Below are 25,008 nucleotides of genomic sequence, written 5' to 3'. Positions count from 1 at the left end.
TGTCAGTCGTGTCGAACGAGACCACCGGGTCGCGGGTGGATGTTCTGGTTGTTGGCGCGGGCCCGGTCGGCCTGCTGTGTGCCCTGCTCGGGCGACTGTACGGCCTGCGGGTGCTGATCGTTGACAAATCGGCGGCGCCCATCAGCACGGGGCGAGCCGATGCCCTCAACGCGCGTTCGCTGCAGCTGCTGGAGATTGTCGGGATTTTCGCGGAGCTTTATCCGCTGGGGAAGACCTGCAACACCAGTTCGGTGTGGGCTGATGGCGAGTTCGTTTCTCGTCAGTCCACTTGGTGGGACAATCTGGAGGGGTGTTTTCACAAGCATTTCCTGATGCTTGGCCAGGCATTCGTCGAGAGTTCGCTGGATCGGCGAGTCGGTGAGCTGGACTGCGCGGTGCGGCGCAACACCTCGGTTGACCATGTCGCGATCACCGAGACCGGCTGCCGGTCGGTCCTGTCCTCCGGCGAGGTGGTCGAGTCGAGGTTCGTCATCGGAGCGGACGGCTCGCGGTCCGCCGTCCGGGACTTCTTCGGCATCCCGTTCGAGATCACCCGGTCAGAGCTGACCTGGGCGGTCCTGGACGGGGTTTTCGAGACCGACTTCCCCAAGGTGCCGGAGATCATCGTCTTCCAGGCCGACACCTCGGACGTGGCCTGGATTCCGCGCGAAGGGGAGATCGATCGCTTCTACGTGCGCATGGACGTGGCCGAGTTCGACCTGGATCAGGTGGTCGCCAAGATCAAGCGGGCCGTGCGGCCGCATGAGTTGAGCTTGAAGCGGGTCGAGTGGTTCTCCCGGTTCTCGGTCAAGGAGTCGGTTGCGGAGAGTTTCTCTGTCGACGACCGGGTTTTTCTGGCTGGCGACGCCTGTCATATTCACTCGGTCAATGGCGGGCAGGGGTTGAACACCGGTTTGTCGGATGCGTTCAACCTCATGTGGAAGCTGGGCATGGCCGCCAACGCGATGTCCTCGCCGGAGATCCTGCGCACCTACGAGCAGGAGCGTAAGCCGGTCGCGCTGAGTGTGGTGGAAACCTCGGGCGCGCTGGTGCGATCGACCAAGTACTCCGAGGGAGGAACCCATGCGGTGGATTACGTCAAGACCGTCGAGCGGAAGGCGGGCAACATCACCGGCATGGGGATCCGGTATGGCGAAGGCGGGCTTGCGGGCTCGCGGCTTTTCGACTTCATGGTCCATGGTCCCGATGGCGAGTTGCCGGTAGGCGAGCAGGCGCGGGTCTACTCGTTGCTCGACTATCGTTTCTTCACGCTTCTCGTCTTTGGCGATGACAAGCCGGATCTCGCGCTGCCCGCCTTCGTGCGGACGATTCAGCTCCGCGACACTCCTGGCGAGTCCCCCTATGCGGATCGGTTGCTGTTGGTGCGGCCTGATTCCTACCTCGCCGCGTCGGCCTCGATCGACGATGCCTCGCCGATCGTCGACTACCTGCGGTCGCTGTCGCAGGCCAGCCTCCCGGTGTGTCCTTTGTAGACAGTGTGTCGACCTCTCCGCGCACACCCTTTCACTAGTTACGTAGTGAAAGGGTGTTAGCATCGTCGGCATGGGACAGCGGAGAGGAGTGGGCGGATGACGGACCAGCAGGCGCCGGTGCTGGCGGAGGGGCTGGGGAAGAGGTACTCGCGGGGCTGGGCCCTGCGGGACTGTTCGCTGGAGATCCCGCCGGGACGGGTGGTGGCGCTCGTCGGGCCCAACGGCGCGGGCAAGAGCACGCTGATGGGCCTGGTCACCGGGCTGGTTCGGCCGAGCGCGGGCCGGATCGAGGTGTTCGGCGAGGTGCCCAGCGGGCGCGGCATGCACTCCTCGGTGTCCTTCCTGACCCAGCAGAAGCCGCTGTATCCGCAGTTCACCGTGGCCGAGACGCTGCGGCTGGGCAGGCACGCCAATCCGGGCTGGGATCAGGCCTACGCCGAGGAGCTGGTGGCGCGGGCCGAGGTGCCGCTCACGGCCAAGGTGGGCACGCTCTCCGGTGGGCAGCGGACCCGGGTCGCGTTGGCGCTGGCGCTGGGCAAGCGGCCGCGGCTGCTGATGCTCGACGAGCCGCTGGCCGACCTCGATCCGCTCGCCCGGCAGGCCGTGTTGCAGACGTTGCTGGCGGAGTGCCGGGCGCAGGAGATCACCGTGTTGCTGTCCTCGCATGTGCTCGCGGAGCTGGAAGGGGTGTGCGACCACCTGGTGCTGCTCATCGCCGGCCGGGTGCGGCTCGCCGGTGACGTCGCCCAGCTGGTGCACGAGCACGCCCTGCTGGTCGGGCCGCCCGGTCAGCCGTGCCCGGCGGCGCCGGGGTCGGTCATCGACACCCAGGTGGTCAACGGTGCGCAGCTGGTGCTGGTGCCCGCGCACGCCGCCCGGCGCCAGCCGGGCTGGCAGCTGCACCGGCCGCGGCTTGGTCACCTCGCGCTCTCCTACATGCGCGGCACCGGCCTGGAGGTCGCGGCATGACCTGGATCGTGTGGCGTCAGCAGCGACTCGCGCTGATCAGCCTCGCCGTCGCGCTGCTCGCCGGCGTGGTGGCGGTGTTGTCGCTGCGGGCGGGAATGACCGCGGACCTGACCGCCAGGGGCATCGCGGGCTGTGTGCTGGACGGGATCAAACCGGGCTCGGCCTGTTCCGGCACCGCGGTCACCGAGTTCCAGGACACCTGGTTCGACCGGATGAAGATCGCACAGTCGCTGGTGCTCGCGTTGCCCGCGCTGGTCGGGGTGTTCATCGGCGCTCCGTTGTTCGCGCGGGAGTTCGAGCAGGGCACGCACGTGCTCGCGTTCACCCAGTCGGTGAGCCGGATCCGCTGGATGGCGAGCAAGTTCCTGGTCACCGCGGTGCCCGCGCTGGTGGTGCTGCTGACGCTGCAGTTCCTGGTCGGCGGCTGGCTGGCGGCCGCGGGCAGCCTGGGGCCGTTGAAGACCGGGCCGTTCGCCGCCACCACCTTCGGCGCCAGCGGGATCTCCCCGTTCGCCTACACGCTGTTCGCCTACACCCTGGGCATGTTCCTGGGCGCGTTGTCCCGGCGGACGCTGATGGCGATGACGCTCACCCTCGGGGTGTTCGTGGTGATCCGGTACGTGCTCACCGGCCTGCAGCAGTTCATGCTCACGCCGAAGCGGATCATCTCCGACGACCCGACCAGCTCGGCGGTGCCCTCCGGCGACCGCTCGCTGGTGCTGGACACCGGCCACCTGGACGCGGCGGGCGCGGTCGTGCCCAACAGCTGGTCCCGGATCAGCGGCTGTGGCGCCCGCGGCAGCGAGGCCATGCCGACGGATCAGCTGACCTGCTACCGCGAGCACGGACTGGTGAAGTCCTACGCCGACCTCATCCCGGCCGACGCGGCGACCTCGCTGCACCTGGTCGAGGGCTCGATCTTCCTCGGGCTCGCGGTGCTGTTCACGCTGGGTTCGATCTGGGCGGTCCGGCGGCAGGTGTGAGGTGAAGGTGGAGTGCCAGGGACCGGTGGACACCTATGCTGAACGGCGTGATCGAGTTTCGCATCGATCGGCACTCCGGGGTGGCCACCTACCTCCAGATCGCTGCGCAGGTCAAACAGGCGATGCGGATGGGACTGCTGGGGCCTGGCGACCAGCTGCCGACGGCCAGGGAGGTGGTGGCGGCCACCACGGTCAACCCCAACACCGTGCTCAAGGCCTACCGCGAACTCGAACACGAGGGACTGGTGGCCGGCCGCCGCGGGATGGGCACCTTCGTCACCGCGTCCCTGGCCACCGACGCGGTGAAACTCGGCGCCCCACTGCGGCAGGACCTCGAACAGTGGATGGGCCGGGCGGTCACCGACGGGCTGGTGCTGGAAGAGGTCGACGCGATCTACACCGACGTGCGGGACACGCACTACCCGGCCTGACTCGCGCGCTCGCCGGTCCCCGTGAGGGTGGTGGACAATGCCCGGCATGAACGTCCCCGCGCTGCCGCGTCCGGACGCGAGCCCGGTCCGGGTGACGGGCGTGGCCAAGCAGTTCGGCCGGACGATGGCGTTGCGGGACTGCGACTTCGCGCTGCCGCCGGGCAGCGTGACCGCGCTGGTGGGCCCGAACGGCGCTGGCAAGAGCACGCTGCTGTCCTTGATCGCGGGCCTGGCCAGACCGACCAGCGGCGAGATCAGCGTGCACGGGGCGCCGGTGCACGGCCGGATGCACCCCGACGTCTCGCTGCTGACCCAGCGCCGTCCGCTCTACGACGGCTTCACCGTGCGCGAGATGATGCGGGCCGGCGCGGCGCTGAACAGCCGCTGGTCGGCGCGGCGGGCGGAGGAGGTGCTCGACCTGCTGGCCGGGGTGGACCGGGACGCGAAGGTGGGCACCCTGTCCGTCGGCGCGCGCACCCAGGTCGCCATCGCGCTGGCGCTGGGCAGGCTGCCCAGGGTGCTGCTGCTCGACGAGCCGCTCTCCGACCTGGACCCGCTGGCCCGCGACGAGACGTTGCGGATCGTGCTGACCGAGGTCGCCGAACGCGGCACCACGGTCCTGCTGTCCTCGCACCTGCTCACCGACCTCGGCGACGTCTGCGACCACCTGCTGCTGCTCGACGAGGGCCGGGTGCAGCTGGCCGGGGACATCGGCGACACCCTGGCCGAGCACCAGGTGCTCATCGGGCCGGCCGGGTCCGCCGCCGCCATCACCGGCACGGTCATCGACTCCTCCGGCACCGAGCGGCAGCGGACCGTGCTGGTCCGCGGCGGCGGCGCACCCGAGGGCTGGCTGGCCGAGCGGCCCGATCTGGAATCGCTGGTGATGGGTTACCTGCGTGCCTCGCGGACCCGCAGACTGGCCGTCAGCTCGCCGCGTCCAGGCCGCTGACCAGCGCCGACCTGCCGCCGAGGCAGCGAGCCCGCAGTTTCCGCCTGGCCCGGAACAACCGGGTGCGCACCGTGGTCACCTGGGTCGAGGTGGCCTCGGCGATCTCCGTCGCGGTCAGGTCCGCCCAGGCCACCATCAGCAGCACCTCGCGTTCCTCTGGGCGCAGTCCGGCCAGTGTCCCGGCCAGGTCGGTGGCCATCGACTGGGCGTCCACCACCGCTGCGGTGTGCTCGTCGACCTGCTCGGTCACCGCCCGCCGCCCGTGCTCCCTGGCCCACGCCCGCAGGCGGCGGCCTTCCGCGCGGGTGTGCCTGCGCAGCAGGTTGGCCGCGATGCCGAACAGCCAAGCCCGCGGGGTGGCGCGCGCAGGCTCGAAGCTGTCCCGGCGTTCCCACGCGGTCAGGAAGGTCTCCGACACCAGGTCGTCGGCGACCTGGGTGTCCACCCGGCAGGACAGGTAGCGGTGCAGCTCACGGGCGTGGCGGTGGTAGAGCCGGGCCCAGGTGTCCCGGTCCAGCGGGCTGGTCACTTCGGCTCCGCGGTGGTCCCGACCGGTTCGGGCGCCGGGACCGCCTTGGCCTCGCGGCGGCGGCCCAGCGCGATCATCGGCCGCTCCACCCAGCGGTAGCAGAGGTCGGCGAGGCCGATCGCGACCAGCGACACCGGCACCGCCAGCAGCAGTCCGGACGCACCGGGCGCCAGCCCCACCACGATGCCGTGCGCGATCGACTGGACCAGGTAGATCGAGTACGAGCGTTCGCCGAGGTAGACCATCACCCGGGTGGAGAGCAGGCGCTGAGGCAGGCCGGGACCGAGCAGCGCGGGCATCAGCAACGCGGCGGCCAGGGCGTAGACCGGCACCACCGCGACGAAGCCGGGAATCCCGAACACGGCCTTGTCCAGCAGGTCGGACAGGGTGGACACGGACAGGTGCGCGCCGAGGAACAGCAGACACACCGCGCCCGCGACCCAGGGCCTGGTCAGCGGCTTGACCAGGGCGTAACCGCGCGGATTGTGCATGATCATCGCGAGTAGGCAGCCGATCAGCACGGTGAAGTAGTGCACCGACCAGCCCTTGGGGTCCGCCGCCACGGTGAACGGGATGACGGCCAGCGAGAGCGTCATCAGACCGGCCGTGACCAGTGGACGGGCCCTGGGCAGCAGGGTGAAGGCCAGCAGCGGCCACAGCAGGTAGAACTTCTGCTCGATGCCCAGCGACCAGGAGTGCCCGTACGGTCCGCCGAGCCCGAACTCGTTGAAGAACACCAGGTACAGCCCGAAATCCCGGCCCAGCGGGTTCGAGCCGAACTGCCCGGCGACCAGCAGGCCCGCGGCGGTCAGGAACAGCACCACGAAGTACACCGGCAGGATGCGGAACGCGCGCCTGCGATAGAAGCCCGGCAGGTTGATCCGACCGGTGCGGGAGTGCTCGCGCAGCAGCAGGGTCGTGATCAGGAAGCCGGACAGCACGAAGAACACCTGCACACCGAGCCAGCCCTGCAGCAGACCGGGGCCGTCGTTGTGGAAGAACACGACGAGCAGCGCGGCGATGGCGCGCACCCCGTCCAGGGCGGGGAATCGCTTCAGCGCGAGGAACTCCCCGTGGCTCATCGGCGCGTGACGAGTGGTGCTCATGGACACTAGTTGCCGATGGACCCCCCGACGTTCCTATGAGGACAGTCACACCGCCGGAGTGGGAACGCGGGCGCGGCCTGCGGCGAAGAGTGTCCATGCTGAACCTGAAGTCGCTGGTCAAGCAGGCCGTCGCGGCCGGACCCCCGGCGGCCGCCCACGCTGCCACCGCCCGCTCACCCCGGTGGGAACTCGCCCACAGGGTGGTGTGGGGCCTGTGGTGGCTGATGCTGATCGGCCTGCCGCTGGCCTTCATGAGCCGGTATTTCCTGGACCTGGAGGTCTATCGCAACGGTGGACTCGCGTGGTGGCAAGGAATTCCGCTCTACCTCGACTTCCCCGGCCCGTTGCCGGGCCCACGGCTGCCGTTCACCTACCCACCGGTGGCGGCGGTGCTGTTCAGCGTGTTCGCCGCGTTGCCGGGCTGGCTGATGAACACCCTCGTGCTCGCCACCAGCTTCCTGGCGATGACCGCGGTCTGCGTGCTGGTGGCCGGGAAACTGTTCCAGCGCAGGGAAATCGCCTGGACCGTGGGCGCCGGCGCCGCGGTGCTCTCGATCGGCATGGAGCCGGTGATCTCCACCCTCGCCTTCGGCCAGATCAACATCATGCTGATGGCGCTGGTGGTCATCGACTGCTTCGCCGTGCGCGATCCCCGCTGGCGCGGGGTGCTGGTGGGCCTGGCCGCGGCGATCAAACTGACCCCCGCGGTGTTCGTGCTGTACTTCCTGATCCACCGGGACTGGCGGGCCGCGGTGAACTCGATCGGCGCCTTCGTGGTCCTCGCGCTGATCGGATTCCTCGTCGCGCCAACGGATTCCACCGAGTACTGGTTCCACGCGCTCATCGACCCGACCCGCATCGGCGGCCTGGCCTACGCCCCGAACCAGTCCCTGCGCGGCCTGCTGCACCGGCTGAACCCCGGCCCGGACGCGATTTCGTTGCTGTGGCTGGGACTCGCCGCGCTGGTGATGCTGCTCGCGGTCATCGTGGCGCTGCGCACCCGGGACGAGGTCATCGCCCTGCTGGCCATCGCGGCAGGCGCGCTGCTCGCCTCACCCGTGTCCTGGTCCCACCACTGGGTCTGGTGCGTGCCCGCCTTCCTGGTCGCCGCCGCCCGCGCCAGGGTCTGGCAGCACTGGGCACTGCTGCTGAGCGTGCTCGCGCTGTACTGCGCGCATCTGTTCGCCATGGTGCCCAGCACCGAGGACCGCGAACTGCGCTGGACCCTCTGGCAACACATCCCGGGCAACGCCTACATCTGGATCACCCTCGCCGCACTGCTGGTGCTGGCGATCCGGCCGGTGCGATCCCGCCTGTCCAGCCGGTAGGCATCCGGCCCGCCGCCGGCAGGGTGGCGGGCCGGACACCAGGCAGGCTAACTGCCCGCCGCGTCGAAGATGGCGCTGACCAGCGAGGTCGCCCCGGTGGTGTCCTGGGACAGCTCCCAGTTCATGATCCCGCCGGCGTTGGTCTTGGCCCACTGGGTCTTGCGCTTGATGGTCGGGATGCCGTTGTAGCACTGCTGGGCGCCACTGGCCTGGATGCAGTCCTTCTGCGCGTTGGCCGCGTTCATGGCCACGATCTGCGCGTAGGTCAGGTAGTTCGGCCTGCTGTAGAACGGCACGCCGAGCACGGCCTTGCTCGCGGGCAGGCCGCGGGCCTTCCAGCCGTTGAGCGAGTCGATCGACCACTGGTAGTTCGCGTGCGGGCTGCCGCCGTCGTAGGCCATGATGTTGAGGAAGTCGACCACGGCGAACACCGCGGGCTGCACGCCGTTGGCGGTGCCGCCACCGGAGACCACGGCCGCGGTGAGCAGCTTGCCCTTGGGCTTGAGCGCGCCGCTGAGCTGCTGCATCAGCGCGGTGAAGTTGTTGCCGGAGGCGCCGGGGTCCGGGTACTCCCAGTCGATGTCGACCCCGTCCAGGTTGTACTGGTTGATCACGTTGACCACCGCGTTGACGAAGGCGGTCCGGGTGCCCGCGCTCCGCGCCAGCGCCTCGAAGGCCGAGTCGTTGCCGTCGTTCCAGCCACCGATCGCCAGCGACACCTTGACGCCGTTGCTGTGCCCCTGGGTCACCAGCGAGCGCAGCTTGTTCGGGTCCGGGATTGCCTGCAGGGTCCCGTTCGCGTTGGGCAGCGCGAAGGCGTAGTTGATGTGGGTGAGCTTGCGGTACTGGATGCTGTTCACGTTGCCGGACCAGGACGGCATGTAGCCCACGCTGCGGAAGCCGGGCGGCAGCGCCTGCACCGCGGTCGGTTCCACGGCGGCCTTGTCCACCGGGGCCGCGCTACCCGGCGCGGCGAGTCCCATCGTGATCGCGGCCGCCGCCGTGACCAAGGCGATTCCCGTTGTGGCCCAACGAGAGCGGACCATACGTGAACGAATGGCAATCGTTTGCATGACGATATATCCCTTTCAGGGCAGGGGCTGAACGGGTATTGCGGTGCGCGCACGATGCCGGGCCGCGGCGGCAGGGGGCGGCGGCGACGTCGGACGCGTTACCGGAAACCGGTTTCCACGGCTAGCGGGAACCGGTTGCTATGGTGAGGTTGATTCGGCCAGAGCGCACACCAGTGACGGTGTCTTCACAGACACATCCCTCCTGGCAGCGGGCGAGAGTCAGCCTACTGCATGACTTGAATCAAGTCACGGCAAAAGCACCGATGGGTCCAGACCACTTTGGTCTGGACCGGTGCGGCGGGTGGCGGCCCGCCCGCGCTCAGGTGGTGATCAGCTTGTCCGGGTCGGCCACCGGGTATTCGAGCTGGAGGTTCTTGTACTCGTCCTCGATGCCGGAGTTGTGGATCTGGATCGCCAGCGGTCCGACCCTGGCCGCCTTCTTGTCCTTGAACGACAACACCTCGGTGGCCTTGCACTTCGTGGCCCCGGCCGGCAGCGGGCAGCAGGCCATCCGCGCGATCCCGGTGGCCTGGTTGCCCACGATCTCGCACTGGCTCCACTTCCGCACGTCCCACTTGGGGTGCGGGTACCTGGTGAAGAACTCCTTGCCGCTGTTGTTGTGTCCCGGCCGGTAGTCCCAGTGGCCGCCGTTGGGCGGCTGGAACTGGATGGCGCCCAGGCCGTTGATCGGCTGGGTGACGCCCCAGATCAGCACCGAGGGCGCGTGGTTGCCCTTGACCTGGCGCAGGTGGAACAGCCAGCGGAAGGTGCCTGCCTGCTGCTTGTTGTAGTACAGCCAGCCCCTGGACTTGCCGGTGCTGTGGATCGCCCCGTCCTTGACCAGGTACTCACCCGGTTTGGACGCGGTCCAGCCGTCCAGGGTTTTCCCGTCGAACATGGGCTTGAGCACCGGGTCGGCTGCCGCCGGTGTGGTGAAAGCCGTGCCCAGCAACACGATCCCGGCCAGCATTGTCCACAGTGGACGACGAAGCATGGTGACCATCCTTCCCGCAACGAAAACGTTTTCATTGGGGCGGTGGAACCGAGGCTACGAGCGTGCCGAGGACAGCGTCAACCCGCGTCATCCGTTCGGTCGCGGGCGATACGCCCGGCCGCGCACGGCGACCGGGCATATCGGGCGAATCAGCTACCGCAGGCGGTGCTCAGCTTGGTGAGCTGGTCGGTCTTGTTCTTGAGCCAGGTGGCCAGCGCCTCCGGGCCGAAGTCCTTCAGCGTCACCGCGGACATCGACTTGGCCATGTCGTCGATGGCGGTCTTGACCGTGGCGTCGCCTGCCTTGGCCGCCAGCGCCTCCAGCTCCTTGGCCTTCTTCTGGGTCTCTTCGAGGGCCTTCTGCGGGTCCGCGGCGTTCGGGGTGAAGCCGGCCAGCTTCAGCGCGTCGATGCACAGCGTGGCCTTGTTGGCCACGTCGCCCACCTTGTTCGCGGTGTCGGTCGCCTGCTGTAGCGCGCCGCAGCCGGCCAGGCCGCCGAACAGGCCCAGGGTCAGCAGAACGGTGGCCACTGGACGAGCTGCGCGCATGCCGTATCTCCGATCATCGTGTGTCTGTTAAGTCCGACTCTACCGGTGCGCGGATCCCGGGGCCGGGGCTTCACCCAAGATCATCTGCCCAGGCTCTGTCAGAACTCCGCCCGGCGCCCGGCGGCCAGGGCCGTTGGGATCGCCGGTGCGGGCGAACCGGGTCCAGTAGTCGATCATCGCACCGGCAGCGGCCGGGCGGCGCGGGCCTTCGGCGTGGTCACGTTGAGGTACAGGCAATCCTCGGCCACCCTGGCCTGCTCGCCGAGGATGCCCCGGTTCCGCGCGCACTCCGGGCCGGGGGCAGGGCTCGCCCTACCCGACCGGGAACAGGTTGCGGTAGAAGGAGTTCGACCGGAAGCCGTCGTCGTGGTGGGTGGAGGTCCAGGACAGCGGGACGGTGCCGGTGCGGGCCCGCAGTTCGCCGTCCAGGCGGTAGTCCGGGTGCACGCCGTCGTTGCTGATGGTGGTGGTGAAGGTGACCGACAGCCGGTCGCCGCGGTGCACCGGCAGGCCGCCCGCGGAGAGCGGGGCGTAGACCGGGAGCCAGTTGCAGCGCTGGGCCAGCGAGTCGATCGGCTTGTCCGCCGCGGACACCCACAGCCGCACCCCGAGCGCGAACCCGTGCAGCGTGCCGCGCCGGGTGATGACCAGCTCGCGTTCCTGGGCGCCCTCCGGGACCAGGTAACCGCCGAAGTCCAGCGGTTCCACCTCGGCTACCCCGGACAGGTGTGCGCGGCGGCGCAGCTCCGGTATGCAGGCCCGCACGTCGAAGGGCCTGCCCACCGAGCTGAACACGTGTTCCAGGTAGGGCAGTGCCAGTTCGGCGAAGCCGGGCCTGCCGCCGGGTGCGGCGTGGTCGAGGTCCAGCGCGACGATCGTGGTGGTGCTGCGGTGCGGGATGAACACCCCGCCCGGCCGCACCAGCCTGCGCCCGGCATCGCGCAACACCGCGCCGGCGCCCTCCGCGCCACCCAGGTTGCCGATGATCTCCGAGACGCAGACGTCGGCGCGTTCGGGCAGGTCGACCGTGGTGGAAAGGCCCTCCAGCACGGTGATCCGGTCGGCGAACCCGGCCCGCGCCACCGCCTCGCGGGCCCGCCGGGCCGCCTCGGGCAGCACCTCCACCGCCCACACGTGCCGGGCGCCGGCCCTGGCCGCGGCCAGCGCCCAGACCGCCTCCTGGCCGGTGCCGATGTCCAGCACGGTGCGGCCGGGCGCGTGCCTGCCGATGGCGGCGGTGTAGCAGTCGTTGCGGATCCGGTCGTTGAGCATGAAGTGGTAGAGCCGGTCGTCATAGACCGGGTACTCGCCGAGTGAGGGCACCAGCAGCACCGGCGCGGTGGCGCCGGGTTCGCGGGTGCGCACCAGCACCCGGCGGTCCGGCGCGGCGACCTGGGTGATGAAAGAACCGGACAACGGTGTTCCTTCCCGGGAGGTGACGGTCAGCCCGCGGTGGGCCAGCGCAGCGGCAGACTCGCCACACTGAGCTGAACGAAGGCCCGTTCCCGCACCGGGAAACCGGCCGGGATGTGGTAGTCCGGAATGCGCCGGTGCCATTCCTCCAGCGCCACCTTCAGTTCCAGCCGGGCCAGGTGCGCGCCGACGCAACGGTGAATTCCCCAGCCGAAGGTGAGATGCCGGTTCGGACTGCGGTCCAGCAGCACCTCATCGGCCCGGTCGAATTCCCGCGGATCCCGGTTGGCCGCGCCGGAGAGCAACAGCACCAGATCGCCGGCGCGCATCGGACAGCCGGCCAGTTCGACGTCCTCGGTCACCCTGCGGCCGTCCAGGATGATGTCGTAGTAGCGCAGCAGCTCCTCCACCGCGCTCGGGATGATCTCCGGCTCACGCACCACCCGCGCACGGTCCGCCGGGTTCGTGGCCAGGTGCCAGAACGCGTAGGACAGGTGTGAGGAAATGGTGTCCAGACCGGCGATGAACAGCACGAACAGCAGGTTCGTCAGCTCCTCGCGCTTCGGCTCCCGCCCGTCGATCCGCCAGGTCAGCATCCGGCTGACCAGGTCGTCACCGGGTTCGGCCACCCGGCTGTCAACCAGCTCGCCGAAGTAGTCGCGCACCTGCTCGCGCACCGCGTCCAGGTCGTCCTCGGCCTCCTCCGGGCGCAGCACCGCCTCCTCCCAGGCCAGGAAGCGGTCCAGTTCGGTCTGCGGCAGGTCGAGCATGGTCAGGAACACCGCGACCGGCAGCCGCTGGGCGAACTCGGCGACGAAATCGCAGGAGCCGGTGGCCAGCAGCCCGTCGATCAACTCGGTGACGTGGCCGCGCACGACCGGCTCCAGCGCGCGGGCCCGAGCCGGGGAGAACTCGCTCATCAGCGGTTTCCGCCAGGCGGTGTGCACCGGCGGGTCGAGCTGCATGGGGATGGCGGGCTCGATGGGATCCGGGTCGAGCAGGGACAGACCGCTGTTGGAGAAGGCGGCCGGGTTGCCGAACAGCTCCCGCAACGGCGCCATCCGGCTGACCACCCAGTAGCCGCCGTCCGCGGTGCTGCGGAAGCCCGGACACTCCTCGCGGGCGGCGTCGTGCACCGCGCGGTAGTGCCCGATGCGGCGCGTGCCCTGCAGATAGCGGAAGTGCTTCTCCGGAACCCCAGCCTCGCCCGGCATGGCTTTTTCCTCCGTCGCGTCGAATACCCCTCGTGTCGCTCAGGAATACCCGTACACATAACCGGAAACCACGCCGGATAAACAATGGTGATGCACTGGAGGTCAGCCTCCAGTGCCTGTTGTGGAATTCCTCTGGGCGATTTCCGGAAATTCCACTGCGAATGGGCGCGCTAGGCCCCGGCGATCTCCTCCGGCGGCACCGCGGCGAGCACTTCCAGCGCGGAGAGGAACGCGGCCCGCTCCGCCGCGGGCAGCCGAGCCAGCACCCGCTCCTCCTTGGCCTGGATATCGGCCTGCGCCGTCCGCCGCAACCGGGTCCCGCGCTCGGTGATCGACACCAGCCGCACCCGCCGATCCGCCGGATCAGCCCGCCGCTCGATCAACCCCTGCTGCTGCAACCCGTCCAGCACCCCGATGATCCGCGTCTTGTCCGCGCCGATGGCCTGCGCCAGCGCCGCTTGCGTCCGCACCGGCCCCTCGTCGAGCGCGGTCAGCACCGAATAAGCCCACATCGACACCCCGTGCGCCCGCAACACCGGCAGCTCGGCCGCGATCAGCCCCCGCACCAGCGGCCCGATCATGGCCGCGAGATCGCGACGGCGCCCGGTCATGGGGGCAGCTTACTGACCTTGACGAGATCGTAGGCGCATGCACATCATATGCACATGCTTACGACTGAGTTGGGACAGCAGCACCGGCGTGCGGTGCTGGACAGCGTGACCGCGGTGAACCGGATCAAACCCACCGACCTGGGCCGCCCAACCCCGTGCGCGGACTGGACCGTGGCGGACCTGCTGGCGCACATGACCGTGCAGCACCACGGCTTCGCCGCGGCCGCCGAGGGCGACGGCGCAAACCCGGCGGTGTGGCAGGTGCGCCCGCTCGGACCGGATCCGGTGGCGGAGTACCGGGACGCGGCGGAACGGGTGCTGGCGGCGTTCGCGGCCGAGGGCGCGCTGGAGCGGGATTTCGCGCTGGCCGAGTTCGGGGTGACGGTGCCAGGGCGGCGGGCGGTGGGGTTCCACCTGATCGACTACGTGGTGCATGGATGGGATGTGGCCCGGGCGCTGGGGGATTCGTATCGGCTGGCGCCGGAGCTGGCGGAGGTCGCGCTGGGGATCGCGTTGGCGGTGCCGGATGACGAGAGCCGGGGGAAGCCGGGAGCGCCGTTCGGACCGGGATTGCCGGGGGAGGGGACGGCGCTGGACCGGATTCTGTTGGCGCTGGGGCGTTCGCCGCACTGGCCTGCGTGATTTTTCCTACGGTGTCCCTATGACGCTTGGTGAACTGGTGGAGTCCATCCACGAATGCGATGAGGGCTCGACCATCTTCGTTGAGGACGTTCCCGTGCTGGCGCCGTCAACCCGGGCCGTGCTGGTGCCGGAAGAACGCGAGGACGAGACGCCCGAGGGGATGCGGTATCTGCTTGAGGTGTTCATCGCGTGGGAGGTGCTCGATGCCTGGTCCGGCCAGCGCGACGGGGCTGAGCCGGACAGCGCGCAGAAGTTCGAAGCGGTGATCTGGTACGCGGAGCACGATGCCTACCTGCCGGAGAACTGAGCGGCAGGTGGTTGTCCGTCGCGCTACGTAGTTGCCCTGTTCGGCCTATCGCAACTTCGCGAACCAGCTGCCTATAGTTCGCCCGCGGTTTCTGGCCGCGCGTCTGGGGGGCGCAGCCACGTTCTGGTCGTTGAGACCACGTGGTTCTTGAGGGGGAGCTGGTTTGAGGTTCGGCGCGCAGCGCTGCCTTGTGCAGCGCGTGATTCGTGCTGCCGTCATCACGACGGTGGCCGCGGTAGCACTGTCCACAGTGGCCATACCGGCCGTCGCCGCACCCGCGGCCGCGGTCCGGGAGGCCCACACTGAATCCGCGGCACGGGCCGCGGCGAAACAGCAGAATCAGCCGGTCACGGTGGCGTCCAAGACCACCGAGACCGGCCAGGTGGTGGCCAATCCGGATGGCAGTTTCACGCTCACCGAGCACGTCCAGCCGGTCCGGGTTCGCCGCGGCGACCAGTGGGCCCCGATCGACCTGACCCTGCGCAAACGCGCCGACGGCCTGGTCGAACCGGCCGCGTCACCGGTGGACCTGCGGTTGTCCGGCGGCGGCGCACAGAAGCTGGCGGTGCTGGGCCGGGACGGCCGGGAGGTCGGCCTCGGCTGGGAGGGTGCGCTGCCTGCCCCGGTGCTCGCGGGCGCGACCGCGACCTACGCCGAGGTCTATCCCGGCGCTGACCTGGTCGTACGGGCCACGCTCACCGGGTTCAGCCAGTTGCTGGTGGTCAAGAACGCCGAGGCGGCGAAGAACCCCAAGGTGCGCAAGGTCGTCTTCGACTCGCACACGAAGAACGTCACCCTCGGCCTGGTGCCGCCGCCGGCGGGCGGACGCGGCGCCCCGGCCGTCGGCAACGGCACTGACCTGCAGGCCGTCGACGGCGAGGGCAAGGTCGTGTTCACCGGCGAGGCGTCCCGGATGTGGGACTCCACCGGCCCCGGCAGCCATGCGGACCGGTTGAACGGTCCCGGCGACGGCGGCCGGGAGGCGGCCATGGGCGTGGAGTTGTCCGGGGCCAGGCTCGCCGTGCTGCCGGACGCCGCGTTCCTCACCGCCACCGACACCAGGTACCCGGTCTACATCGATCCGGACTACCAGTGGACCGGCCGGAAGAACCACCACGCGGTGGTGCAGAGCGAGTGGCCGACCGAACGCAACTACGACAAGACCGGCGGCGACCTCAACGACCTCAAGGCCGGATACGCGCAGGAACGCGGGGCCTGGATGACTTCCCGGTCATTCGCGGAGCTGGACATCGTCCGCGTGCACGGCACCATCATCCACTGGGCCGAACTCAAGACCACGGTCGTACACTCGGCCGCTTGCAACAACCAGCCGACCCAGGTGTGGGTGACCGGTGGCATCGACCCCGGCACGACCTGGAAGCACCAGCCCAACTGGAACCGGCGCCTGCAGGACATCACCCAGAGGAACAACGCGACGTACTGCCGCACTGACGGTCAGGCCAAGGTCGAGGCCGGTGACGTTGTGCGCCAAGGGGTTGCCGAGGGCTGGCGGAACGTGACCTTCGGGTTCCGCGCCGACAACGAGGGCAGCAAGGACCACTGGCGGCGCTTTGATCTCAACCCCCGCCTGGAGATCGGCTACAACACCCCGCCCAACCCGCCGACCGAGCTGAGCATGGAGGTCGGGCAGATCCCCTGTGTCCGCGGGCCTAACCGCCCGGTGGTGTTCACCAAGACCCCGCGGCTGCGCGCCCGGTTGTCCGATCCGGACTCCGGCGCGCTGCTGGACGCGGGTTTCCGGGTCCTGAAGGGCACCGCGGAGCAGCACACCTGGGACGGCAACGAGACCAAGGCCGACAAAATCCCCTCTGGGGAGTTCGCCGAGGTCAAGGTGCCCGAGGGCGTGATCACCGACGGACAGGTCTACACCTGGCATCTCTGGGCGGGCGATTACGAGGTGTCGGCGTGGTCGGAGCGGTGCGAGTTCACCGTCGACTTCGAGGACCCTGGGATGCCCGCGGTGTCCTCGACCGACTACCCGGCGGGCAAGGTCTCCGGCGGCGCCGGGCAGACCGGCCGGTTCGAGATCAAAGCCAATGGCACCACCGACGTCGAGCACTACCTGTACTCCTTCACCGACCAGGACAGCGACGACCCGAAGAACCGGGTCAACGCCAACGGAATCGGCGGGAACGCGGTGGTGCACTGGACGCCGACGCTGGAACGCCCGCAGACGATGTACGTGCGCTCGGTCGACCGGGCGAGCAGGCGCTCTCCGATCCACAAGTACCAGTTCATCGTCAAGCCGCACGAGGTCGCCACCGCCGGGTTGCAGGCCCACTGGCGACTGGACACCGATCTGAGCGACTCCTCCGGCAACAACCGTTCACTCGCACCGGAAGGCGCGCCCGCGCAACAGGCCGAGGGGTACCGCGGCAAGGCAAGCCAGTTCGACGGCGTGGACGACCGGATGCTGCACCGGGGACCGGTGCTGGACACCGCCAAGAGCTTCACCATCTCGGCCTGGGTCAAGCTGGATCGGGACAACGGCTGGTTCACCGTGGCCAGCCAGGAAAGCACCGACCCCAGCCACAAGGTCAGCTCGTTTTTCCTGCAGTATGCCGACGAACCGGACCGCTGGGCCTTCGCCATGCCCAACAAGAGCGATCCCTCCGGCGGCACCGCGCGAGCGCTGTCCACCGCACCACCGAAGCTGGGTGTGTGGACCCACCTGGTCGGCGTGCACGACGCCGCCGGTGGGAAACTCTCCTTGTACGTCAACGGTATCCGCCAGCAGGAGGCCGCGGTCACCGGCTGGTCCGGTGCGGGCGACCTGGTGATCGGCGCGGCCAGGTGGGACGGCGGGCTCGTCGACTACTTCCCCGGCACGGTGGACGACATCCGGGTCTACAACCGGGTGCTGGTGCCCACCGAGGCCGCTTTCCTGGCCAACCAGCCCATCTCCCGGGCGCACTACGTGCTCCAGGAAGGCAACGGCAGCACCACGCGGGACGCGGTGAGCGGCCGGGACGCGCGGTTCCACGGCGGGGTCAGCTGGTCGGCGGAGGAGTACACCGCGGTCCGGCTCAACGGTGAGCACGGGCCGAATGGCGGTCATGTGGTCGCGCCCAGGCCAGGTTTCCGGACCGATCAGTCCTTCACGGTCTCGGCCTGGGTCAGGGCGGAGTCCCTCGACAACCGGGCGCAGACCGTGCTCAGCATCGGTGACCCCAAGTACTCGCCATTCCTGTTGCAGTACCGGCCGGAGCAGGGCAAGTGGGGATTCCTGCTCTCCTGCTCGGACCGGGAACCCTGCGGGCGGACGGCGTTGTCCAGTGAGCCGGCCAAGGCCGGGGAGTGGGTGCACCTCACCGGTGTCTACGACGCGGTCGCGGGTGAGGCGCGGATCTACGTGGACGGCCTGTTCGCCGGCCGCGAGCAGAACGTCAACGGCTGGAACAACTCCGGCGACCTGCTGATCGGCCGGGCGCAGTGGGGCGAGCAGGCCACGGACTACTTCAAGGGCGCGGTGGACGAGGTGAAGGTCATCGCCGGTGTGCCCAGCGACGCCGAGATCCTGCAACTGAAGAACCGGTCCTGATCATGGTGAATCGGCCGCGAGGTCGAGCTGAGGAGGGGGCAGTCATGAGGGTCCGAACATTCTGGCGCGCCGTGGCGCTGGTCGCGGGGGTGAGCCTGGCCGCGACACCGGCCTCGGCCATCGCCGCACCGGCCGCCGCGGCGGTCACCAGACCCGCGCCACAGAAGGAGCGCTCGGTGCCGGGCAAGCCGGTACCGGCCCTGCCGGTGCCGGTCAGCGAGACCGACACCAAGGCGATCAGCGCACCGCCACAGGTTTCCTGGCCTGCCAAGGGCACGGCGGACGTCGAGTTGCCTGCCGGGCGGACAACGCCACTGGGTAACCCAGGACCGTCCACTGTGGACTATCGCAGGGCGGGAGACCTGCCGGTCGCGATTGGTGTCCTGCCCGCGCAGGCATCAGCCCGATCGGCGCCTGCTGATCCGGGCAAGGTCCGGGTGGAGGTCCTCGACCGAGCGGAGGCGGTCAAGGCCGGTGTTCCCGGTGTGCTGCTGAAGGTCACCGACGCCGGCGGCACCGCGGGCCGCGACCTGTCGGTCCGGCTCGACTACCGCGGGTTCGCCGAGGCATACGGCGGCAACTACGGTTCGCGGCTGCGCCTGGTGCAGTACCCGGAGTGCGTGCTGAGCACGCCGGCGCGGGCTGAGTGCCGGACCGGGACCCCGCTGCGCGGCGACAACCACGCCAAGGACCGGCTGCTGAGCGGCGCGGTCACCCTGGCCGCGCCCTCCTCACCTGGCCGGGCCGCCGTCGGCACGAACGCCGTGCTGGCCGCCGAACCCGGTGCGGGCAGCAACGGAGGTTCCTACCAGGCAACGGATCTGGCGGCCTCGGCGAGCTGGCAGGCCGGTGGCTCCAGTGGCGACTTCAGCTACTCGATCCCGGTCAAGGTGCCGCCGTCGCTGGGCGGGCCCGCGCCGAGCGTCGGGCTGTCCTACTCCTCCGGCTCCGCGGACGGCCGGACCAGCGCCACCAACAACCAGGCGTCCACGGTCGGCGACGGCTGGGACCTCAGCGCGGGTGGCTACGTCGAGCGCAAGTACCGGTCCTGCCCGGAGGACAAGGACAAGAACGGCGTCAAGGGCAACCAGGGCGACCGCCGGACCGGCGACCAGTGCTACGACACGGACAACGCGACCCTGATGCTCGGCGGCACCTCCGCCGAACTGGTCTGGGACGCGCCCAACAAGCGCTGGCGCTCGAAGAAGGACGACGGCTCCTACATCGAGCTGCTCAAGGGCGCCGACAACGGTGACAACGACGGTGAGCACTGGAAGGTCACCTCGACCGACGGCACCCAGTACTTCCTGGGGCGCAACAAGCTTCCCGGCTGGGACGGCGCCAAGAGGCACCCCACGACCAACTCGGCGTGGACGGTGCCGGTCTTCGGCAACCACCCCGGTGAGCCCTGTTACAAGCCCGAGTACGCCGCCGCCTGGTGCCAGCAGGCGTGGCGGTGGAACCTCGACCAGGTCATCGACCCCAAGGGCAACATCACCGTCTACTACTACAACTACGAGGAGAACCACTACGGCCGCAACGCCACGCCCGAGGCAGGCACGTTCTACGTGCGCGCCGGGCACATCGACCGCATCGAGTACGGCCTGCGCGAGGACAACGCCTACGCGGCGGCGCCGTCGAAGGTGCGGTTCGAGACGGCCGAGCGCTGCCTGCCCTCCGGCGCGATCACCTGCGAGCCGGGACAGCTGAACAAGGACACCGCCAAGTCCTGGCCGGACGTGCCGTTCGACCAGATCTGCGCGCCGAACACCAGGTGTGAGAGCCAGCTCTCCCCGGTCTTCTTCACCCGCAAGCGGCTGACCAAGGTGGTCACCGAGGTGCTGCGGGAGGTGCCGAACGCCCAGCCGCGGCACTTCGAGGTCGACTCCTGGAGCCTGCGGCACATCTTCCCCGAGCCCGGTGATGGTCTCTCGCCGTCACTCTGGCTGGCCGGCGCCACCCGCTCCGGCCATGTCGGCGGCACCGCGTCCCTGCCGGAGATCACCTTCGGCGGGACCTCGATGCCGAACCGGGTGGGCACCATCGACCGGCTCACCTCGGTCACCCGGTACCGGCTCACCGGCATCCGCGTTGAGGGCGGTGGGAACACCACGGTCACGTACTCCAAGCCCGAGTGCGGGAAGGGCGATCCACTGCCCGCACCCGAGGCGAACACCCTGCGCTGCTACCCGACCTGGTGGAGCCCGGAGGGCGCCCCGGAACCGCTGCTGGACTGGTTCCACAAGTACGTGGTCACCGATGTGCTTGAGGGCGACTACATCGGCGGCTCCAGCGTGCTGAAGACCGAGTACCAGTACCCGGCCAAGGGCGGCGCCTGGCACTTCGACGACAACGACTTCGGCAAGCCGGAGCACCGGACCTACTCAGCCTGGCGCGGTTTCCAGAACGTTCGCGTGATCAAGGGGGACACCGGCACGGTCCAGTCGATGACCGACACCGTCTACCTGCGCGGGATGGACGAGGATCGCCTGCCAGGCGGCCGGAAGCGCGATGTCTGGGTCACTCCTGGCAAGGGCACAGCGGTTGAGGATCATGAGGCGCTGCAGGGGTTTGTGCTGGAGTCGTTGGAGCACAACGGTGGCAAGGTCGTCTCGGCCTCGGTCAACCGGCCCTGGCTGAAGGGGCCCACCGCGACCAGCGGCGACGACCGGTCCTATCTGGTGCAGACCGCGGAGGTGCGCGGCCGTGCCCTGATCGCCGGGGACAAGTGGCGGGAAACCCTGGTCAGCAAAACCTTCGACGAGGAGTTCGGCACCCCGCTGACCGTCGACGACGCGGGTGACCTCGCCGTCACGGGTGATGAGAAGTGCACGCAGAACACCTACCTGCGCAACCGGGACCGCTGGCTGTTGACCTACTCCGCGCGGGTGCTGACCGTCGCGGTGCCCTGTGCGGCGGCGCCGGGCAAGGACAGCGACCGGATCAGCGATGTCCGTTCCGCCTACGACCACCAGGAGGCGGGGAAGGCGCCGACCGGTCGTGGCGAGGTGACGAAGGTCGAGCGCTGGAACGGCACCGGCTACCAGCCGGTGAGCGAGAGCAGGTTCGACCCGTACGGCCGGACCATCGAGACCACCGATGTGGACAAGAAGAAGAGTTCCACCGCCTACAGCCCGGCAGCGGGTCTGCCGGTCCGGACGATCACCACGACCAACCAGGTGCAGCACACCTCGGTCAAGACCCTGGAACCGGCCTGGGCGATCCCGGTCGCCGAGACCGGGCCCAACGGGGAACGTGCCGATCTGGCCTACGACCCGCTTGGCCGGATGTCGAAGGTGTGGCCGCCGCACAAGCCGAAGGTCAACGAGGCGACCCCGGCGAGCACCGAGTACAGCTACGAGTACCGGCCGGGCAAGCCGACCGCGGTGACCACGAAGTCGTTGCAGGAGAAGGGCGGCCACACGATCTCGGTCACCCTCTACGACGGCATGCTGCGGCCACGGCAGACCCAGGCGCCCAGCGTCAGCGGCGGCCGGGTGCTCTCCGACACCTGGTATGACTCCCGCGGCCTGGCCTGGAAGACCAACGGCGCCTACTACAACCAGGATTCGGGTCCGACCACCGAACTGCTCGGAGTGCTGGACACCGACGTGCCGAACCAGAGCGTCACCCACTACGACGGGATGGCCCGGTCGCTGGAGGTGATCCAGCTCAAGGGCACCCGGCAGGACCAGGTGGAGCAGCGGCGCACCAGCAGCCGCTATGAGGGCGACCGCACGCACGTGCTGCCGCCGACCGGCGACACGGTCACCTCGGTGATCAGCAACGCCCAGGGGCAGGTCGTCGAGCGCCGCCAGTACCACGGCCAGATTCCGGACGGGCCCTTCGACGCCACGACCTACAGCTACACCAAGGCCGGTCAGCTGGAGACGGTCAAGGACCCGATGGGCAACACCTGGCGCTACGAGTACGACGCGCTGGGCCGCAAGTTCAAGGACCACGACCCGGACAAGGGCACGACCACCTACGCCTTCAACGACACCGACCAGCTGACCTCGACCACCGACTCCCGTGGCCGGACGGTGGCCTACTCCTACGACGTGCTCGGTCGTAAAGACGGCATGTACGAGGGGTCGGTCGGCGGGAAGAAGCTGGCCGAGTGGACCTTCGACACCCTGAAGAAGGGCCTGCCGACCGCGTCCACCCGGTTCGTCGACGGTCAGGCGTACACGTCCAAGGTGGACTGGTACGACGGCGCGAACCGGCCGACCAAGACCTCGGTGGTCATTCCCGCACGGGAGGGTGGCCTCGCCGCCACCTACACCTTCAGCGCGAAGTACTCGGCCAACACCGGTCTGCTGGAACAAAGTTCGATGCCCGCGGCGGGTGGCCTGCCCGCGGAGACCATCGCGCACGACTACAACGCACTCGGCATGCCGATCAAGACATTCGGCATCCAGACCTACGCCGATGAGCACAAGTACTCGCCCTACGGCGAGACCATGGGGCTCACCTACGGCTCCGGCGGCAGCAAGGTCTGGACCGACAACTTCTACGAGGAAGGCAGCCGCCGTGCCGAGCGCACGGTCATCACCAGCGGTTCGGCCGAGACCGCGAGGGTGGCGGACCGGAACTACAGCTACGACCGGGCAGGCAACATCAACCGCATCGCGGACACGCCCGAGGGCGGTCCGCAGGACGTGCAGTGTTTCCGGTACGACTACCTGCGCCGGATGACCACCGCGTTCACCCCGTCCACCGGCGACTGCCAGATGCCGCTGGAGCAGAAGAACATCGGCGGCGCGGCGCCGTACTGGTACGACTTCACCTTCGACAAGATCGGCAACCGCAAGACCGAGGTGAAGCACGCCCCGCAGGGCAACACCACCCGCACGTACCACTACCCGGCGCCAGGTCCGGGCGCGAGTCAGCCGCACACCGTCCGCTCCGTGGAGCAGGAAGGGCCAGGCGGGACGCGGAAGGACGAGTTCGGCTACGACGCCACCGGCAACACCACCAGCCGCAAGGTCACGGGTTCCACCCAGACCCTGGACTGGGACGCCGAGGGCAAGCTGAGCACGGTCACCGAGGCCGACGGCAAGAAGTCGCAGTACGTCTACGACGCCGGCGGTGGCAGGCTGCTGCGGAAGGAGAACGGCCGCACCACGCTGTACCTGCCGGGCATGGAGCTGACCATGCCGGACGGCGGTCAGCCAACCGCCAAGCGGTACTACGCCCACGGCGGCGCGACGGTGGCGGTCCGCGGTTCGGTCTCCGGGCTGAACATGACCTTCGGCGACCACCAGGGCTCACCGACCACCTCCATCAACGCCGCCTCCGGCGCGGTGGACCGCCGCTACCAGGACCCGTTCGGCCAGACCCGCGCACCACTGGCGGACTCCTGGCCGGACGACAAGGGTTTCGTCGGCGGCGTCAACGACAGCAGCGGCCTGACCCACATCGGCGCCCGCCAGTACGACGGCACAACCGGCCGGTTCATCTCAGCCGACCCGATCATGGACCTGGCCGACCCCCAGCAGATCAACGGCTACTCCTATTCCAACGGCAACCCGATCACGTTTTCGGACTCGACCGGGTTGGCCATGGACTGTCGGCCGACCTGCATTTACGAGGGCGAGAACTTCAACCGGGTGACCCCGCCTGGTTGGAGCCGGGAGCAGCGGGTGCGGGACGAGAACGCACGTATCGCCCGGGTGAAGGCCAAGACGGACGAGAAGAATGCCAAGAATGCTCGACAGGCGAAGGCTCGACAGCAGGCTGGTGTCAGCCAGGAGGAGTACGAAGAGGCCAAGCGCCTCGCTGCCAAGCGTGTTATCGACATCGTCCTGGACGCGGCCGGCGAGATCCTGAAGGACATCACCGGCCTCAACGACATGGAGGACTGTTTCGTCAAGGGCGACTTCTGGGGCTGTGCGTCCCTGGCGTCAAACCTGATTCCGGCGGCGAAACTGTTCACCGGTCTGGCGAAGCTCTATGACGGGATCAGACGGGCGATCAGTGCGGTCAGCACCTATTTCGAGAAGATCGGTCCGGCGAAGGCGTTGCTGGCGAAGGTCGACAAGGTCGCTGATGATCTGAAGACCGATGGTGGGTCGTGTCCGACCCGGAGTTTTGTGCCGGGGACGCGGGTGTTGCTGGCCGATGGGTCGAGCAAGCCGATTGAAGAGATACGGATAGGCGATCGGGTGCAGGCGGCTGATCCGGAGACGGGTGAGTCGGGGGCTCGGGCGGTTGTCGGCACGGTTACGAATGAGAGTGTCAAGCGGCTGGTGACGGTCACTGTGGACACTGATGGTGATCGTGGCGAGGCGACCGGGTCGGTGGTGGCCACGGATAATCATCCGTTCTGGGTGGACAACCAGGGGCGCTGGGTGTATGCGGGTGAGCTGGCACCGGGGGATGAGGTGCTGGATTCCGCTGGTGCGAGGGTCACGGTGGTGGCCGCGAGTCAGCGGGTGGCGCGGCAGCGGGTGCACAACCTGTCCGTCGATGTCAGTCGCACGTACTATGCTCTTGCTGGCGGCACTCCGGTATTGGTTCACAATTGTGGGCCGGAGCTCGGTGACGGAGCGCCGCAGCCAGGAAATGTCGCCGTTGTCGGGCGACTTGATGACACTGCCGCGGCGCGGGGTTGGGAAGGACATGACGTCTTGAACATCCCGAACTGGACGATTGGCAAGAATGATGCGTGGGTCAAAGCTGTGGTCAAGAACAAGCAGGATGTCTATGTTGCTTCGCCGCTCACGCATAGGAACCTGTGGGATGCAGGCAACAACAGGCAGACAGTTTTGGCTCGAGAACTCAAGATGCTGACAGATTCTGGGTACAAGTGGGATGGGAACTACATGCGGCCCCCGGGGAGTTGACTATT

At 68.7% G+C, this 25,008-nt stretch carries 18 protein-coding genes; 10 read left to right on the top strand and 8 right to left on the bottom strand.

Annotated elements, in window-relative coordinates; translation table 11 throughout:
• The first annotated feature begins 8 nt into the window (after window positions 1-8).
• The 5 genes from ACTOWY_RS33615 (at window position 9) to ACTOWY_RS33595 (ending at window position 4,828) form a co-directional block, all read left to right on the top strand.
• Window positions 9-1,493 carry an FAD-binding protein gene (locus ACTOWY_RS33615; RefSeq protein ID WP_441313629.1) on the top strand — a complete coding sequence of 495 codons (1,485 nt, stop codon included), beginning with the start codon at window positions 9-11 and terminating at the stop codon, window positions 1,491-1,493.
• 96 nt (window positions 1,494-1,589) lie between these two features.
• A complete protein-coding gene (locus ACTOWY_RS33610; protein ID WP_441313628.1) occupies window positions 1,590-2,462 on the top strand; it encodes an ABC transporter ATP-binding protein in 873 nt (290 codons plus the stop codon).
• Complete coding sequence (locus ACTOWY_RS33605; RefSeq protein WP_441313627.1) at window positions 2,459-3,445, top strand: ABC transporter permease; 987 nt, start codon at window positions 2,459-2,461, stop codon at window positions 3,443-3,445. The genes ACTOWY_RS33610 and ACTOWY_RS33605 overlap by 4 nt, the downstream gene beginning before the upstream one ends.
• Window positions 3,446-3,492: 47 nt before the next feature.
• Window positions 3,493-3,876 carry a GntR family transcriptional regulator gene (locus ACTOWY_RS33600; protein WP_247756130.1) on the top strand — a complete coding sequence of 128 codons (384 nt, stop codon included), beginning with the start codon at window positions 3,493-3,495 and terminating at the stop codon, window positions 3,874-3,876.
• A 46-nt stretch (window positions 3,877-3,922) separates the two neighbouring features.
• Window positions 3,923-4,828, top strand: coding sequence for an ABC transporter ATP-binding protein (locus ACTOWY_RS33595; RefSeq protein WP_441313626.1), 906 nt, complete (start codon window positions 3,923-3,925; stop codon window positions 4,826-4,828).
• Here the strand turns inward: ACTOWY_RS33595 and ACTOWY_RS33590 are convergent.
• A complete protein-coding gene (locus ACTOWY_RS33590; protein WP_441313625.1) occupies window positions 4,803-5,357 on the bottom strand; it encodes an RNA polymerase sigma factor in 555 nt (184 codons plus the stop codon). The two genes, ACTOWY_RS33595 and ACTOWY_RS33590, sit on opposite strands and share 26 nt — an antisense overlap.
• Window positions 5,354-6,463, bottom strand: a complete 1,110-nt coding sequence (locus ACTOWY_RS33585) for an acyltransferase family protein (protein WP_441313624.1) — start codon at window positions 6,461-6,463, stop codon at window positions 5,354-5,356. Before ACTOWY_RS33585 ends, ACTOWY_RS33590 begins: the two co-directional genes overlap by 4 nt.
• 95 nt (window positions 6,464-6,558) lie before the next feature.
• Between ACTOWY_RS33585 and ACTOWY_RS33580 the strand changes: the two genes are divergently transcribed.
• Window positions 6,559-7,791 carry a glycosyltransferase 87 family protein gene (locus ACTOWY_RS33580; RefSeq protein WP_441313623.1) on the top strand — a complete coding sequence of 411 codons (1,233 nt, stop codon included), beginning with the start codon at window positions 6,559-6,561 and terminating at the stop codon, window positions 7,789-7,791.
• Window positions 7,792-7,838: 47 nt separating this feature from the next.
• Here ACTOWY_RS33580 and ACTOWY_RS33575 read toward each other — a convergent pair whose 3' ends face one another.
• The 6 genes from ACTOWY_RS33575 to ACTOWY_RS33550 form a co-directional block, all read right to left on the bottom strand.
• Window positions 7,839-8,801: a glycosyl hydrolase family 18 protein gene (locus ACTOWY_RS33575; protein WP_441313622.1), complete on the bottom strand. Its 963-nt coding sequence runs from the start codon at window positions 8,799-8,801 to the stop codon at window positions 7,839-7,841.
• A 382-nt stretch (window positions 8,802-9,183) separates the two neighbouring features.
• Window positions 9,184-9,858: a family 16 glycoside hydrolase gene (locus tag ACTOWY_RS33570; RefSeq protein WP_441313621.1), complete on the bottom strand. Its 675-nt coding sequence runs from the start codon at window positions 9,856-9,858 to the stop codon at window positions 9,184-9,186.
• Window positions 9,859-10,007: 149 nt separating this feature from the next.
• Window positions 10,008-10,406 carry a bacteriophage spanin2 family protein gene (locus ACTOWY_RS33565; RefSeq protein ID WP_441313620.1) on the bottom strand — a complete coding sequence of 133 codons (399 nt, stop codon included), beginning with the start codon at window positions 10,404-10,406 and terminating at the stop codon, window positions 10,008-10,010.
• Window positions 10,407-10,718: 312 nt separating this feature from the next.
• Window positions 10,719-11,822, bottom strand: a complete 1,104-nt coding sequence (locus ACTOWY_RS33560) for a 50S ribosomal protein L11 methyltransferase (protein ID WP_441313619.1) — start codon at window positions 11,820-11,822, stop codon at window positions 10,719-10,721.
• 26 nt (window positions 11,823-11,848) lie between these two features.
• A complete protein-coding gene (locus ACTOWY_RS33555) occupies window positions 11,849-13,033 on the bottom strand; it encodes a cytochrome P450 (protein ID WP_441313618.1) in 1,185 nt (394 codons plus the stop codon).
• Window positions 13,034-13,203: 170 nt separating this feature from the next.
• Window positions 13,204-13,644 (bottom strand): MarR family winged helix-turn-helix transcriptional regulator, encoded by a 441-nt coding sequence (locus ACTOWY_RS33550; RefSeq protein ID WP_441313617.1) that lies wholly within the window; start codon window positions 13,642-13,644, stop codon window positions 13,204-13,206.
• Window positions 13,645-13,698: 54 nt separating this feature from the next.
• Between ACTOWY_RS33550 and ACTOWY_RS33545 the strand changes: the two genes are divergently transcribed.
• From ACTOWY_RS33545 to ACTOWY_RS33530, 4 genes are all read left to right on the top strand, one after another.
• Window positions 13,699-14,286 carry a TIGR03086 family metal-binding protein gene (locus tag ACTOWY_RS33545; protein ID WP_441313616.1) on the top strand — a complete coding sequence of 196 codons (588 nt, stop codon included), beginning with the start codon at window positions 13,699-13,701 and terminating at the stop codon, window positions 14,284-14,286.
• 19 nt (window positions 14,287-14,305) lie between these two features.
• Window positions 14,306-14,593 carry a hypothetical protein gene (locus ACTOWY_RS33540; protein ID WP_441313615.1) on the top strand — a complete coding sequence of 96 codons (288 nt, stop codon included), beginning with the start codon at window positions 14,306-14,308 and terminating at the stop codon, window positions 14,591-14,593.
• Window positions 14,594-14,819: 226 nt separating this feature from the next.
• A complete protein-coding gene (locus ACTOWY_RS33535) occupies window positions 14,820-18,155 on the top strand; it encodes a LamG domain-containing protein (RefSeq protein ID WP_441313614.1) in 3,336 nt (1,111 codons plus the stop codon).
• A 44-nt stretch (window positions 18,156-18,199) separates the two neighbouring features.
• Window positions 18,200-25,003: a polymorphic toxin-type HINT domain-containing protein gene (locus ACTOWY_RS33530; protein WP_441313613.1), complete on the top strand. Its 6,804-nt coding sequence runs from the start codon at window positions 18,200-18,202 to the stop codon at window positions 25,001-25,003.
• Window positions 25,004-25,008: the final 5 nt, after the last annotated feature.

The sequence above is a fragment of the Crossiella sp. CA198 genome, from assembly GCF_052078295.1.
Classification (GTDB): Bacteria; Actinomycetota; Actinomycetes; order Mycobacteriales; family Pseudonocardiaceae; genus Crossiella.
This window is presented reverse-complemented; position numbering and strand designations above follow the sequence as displayed.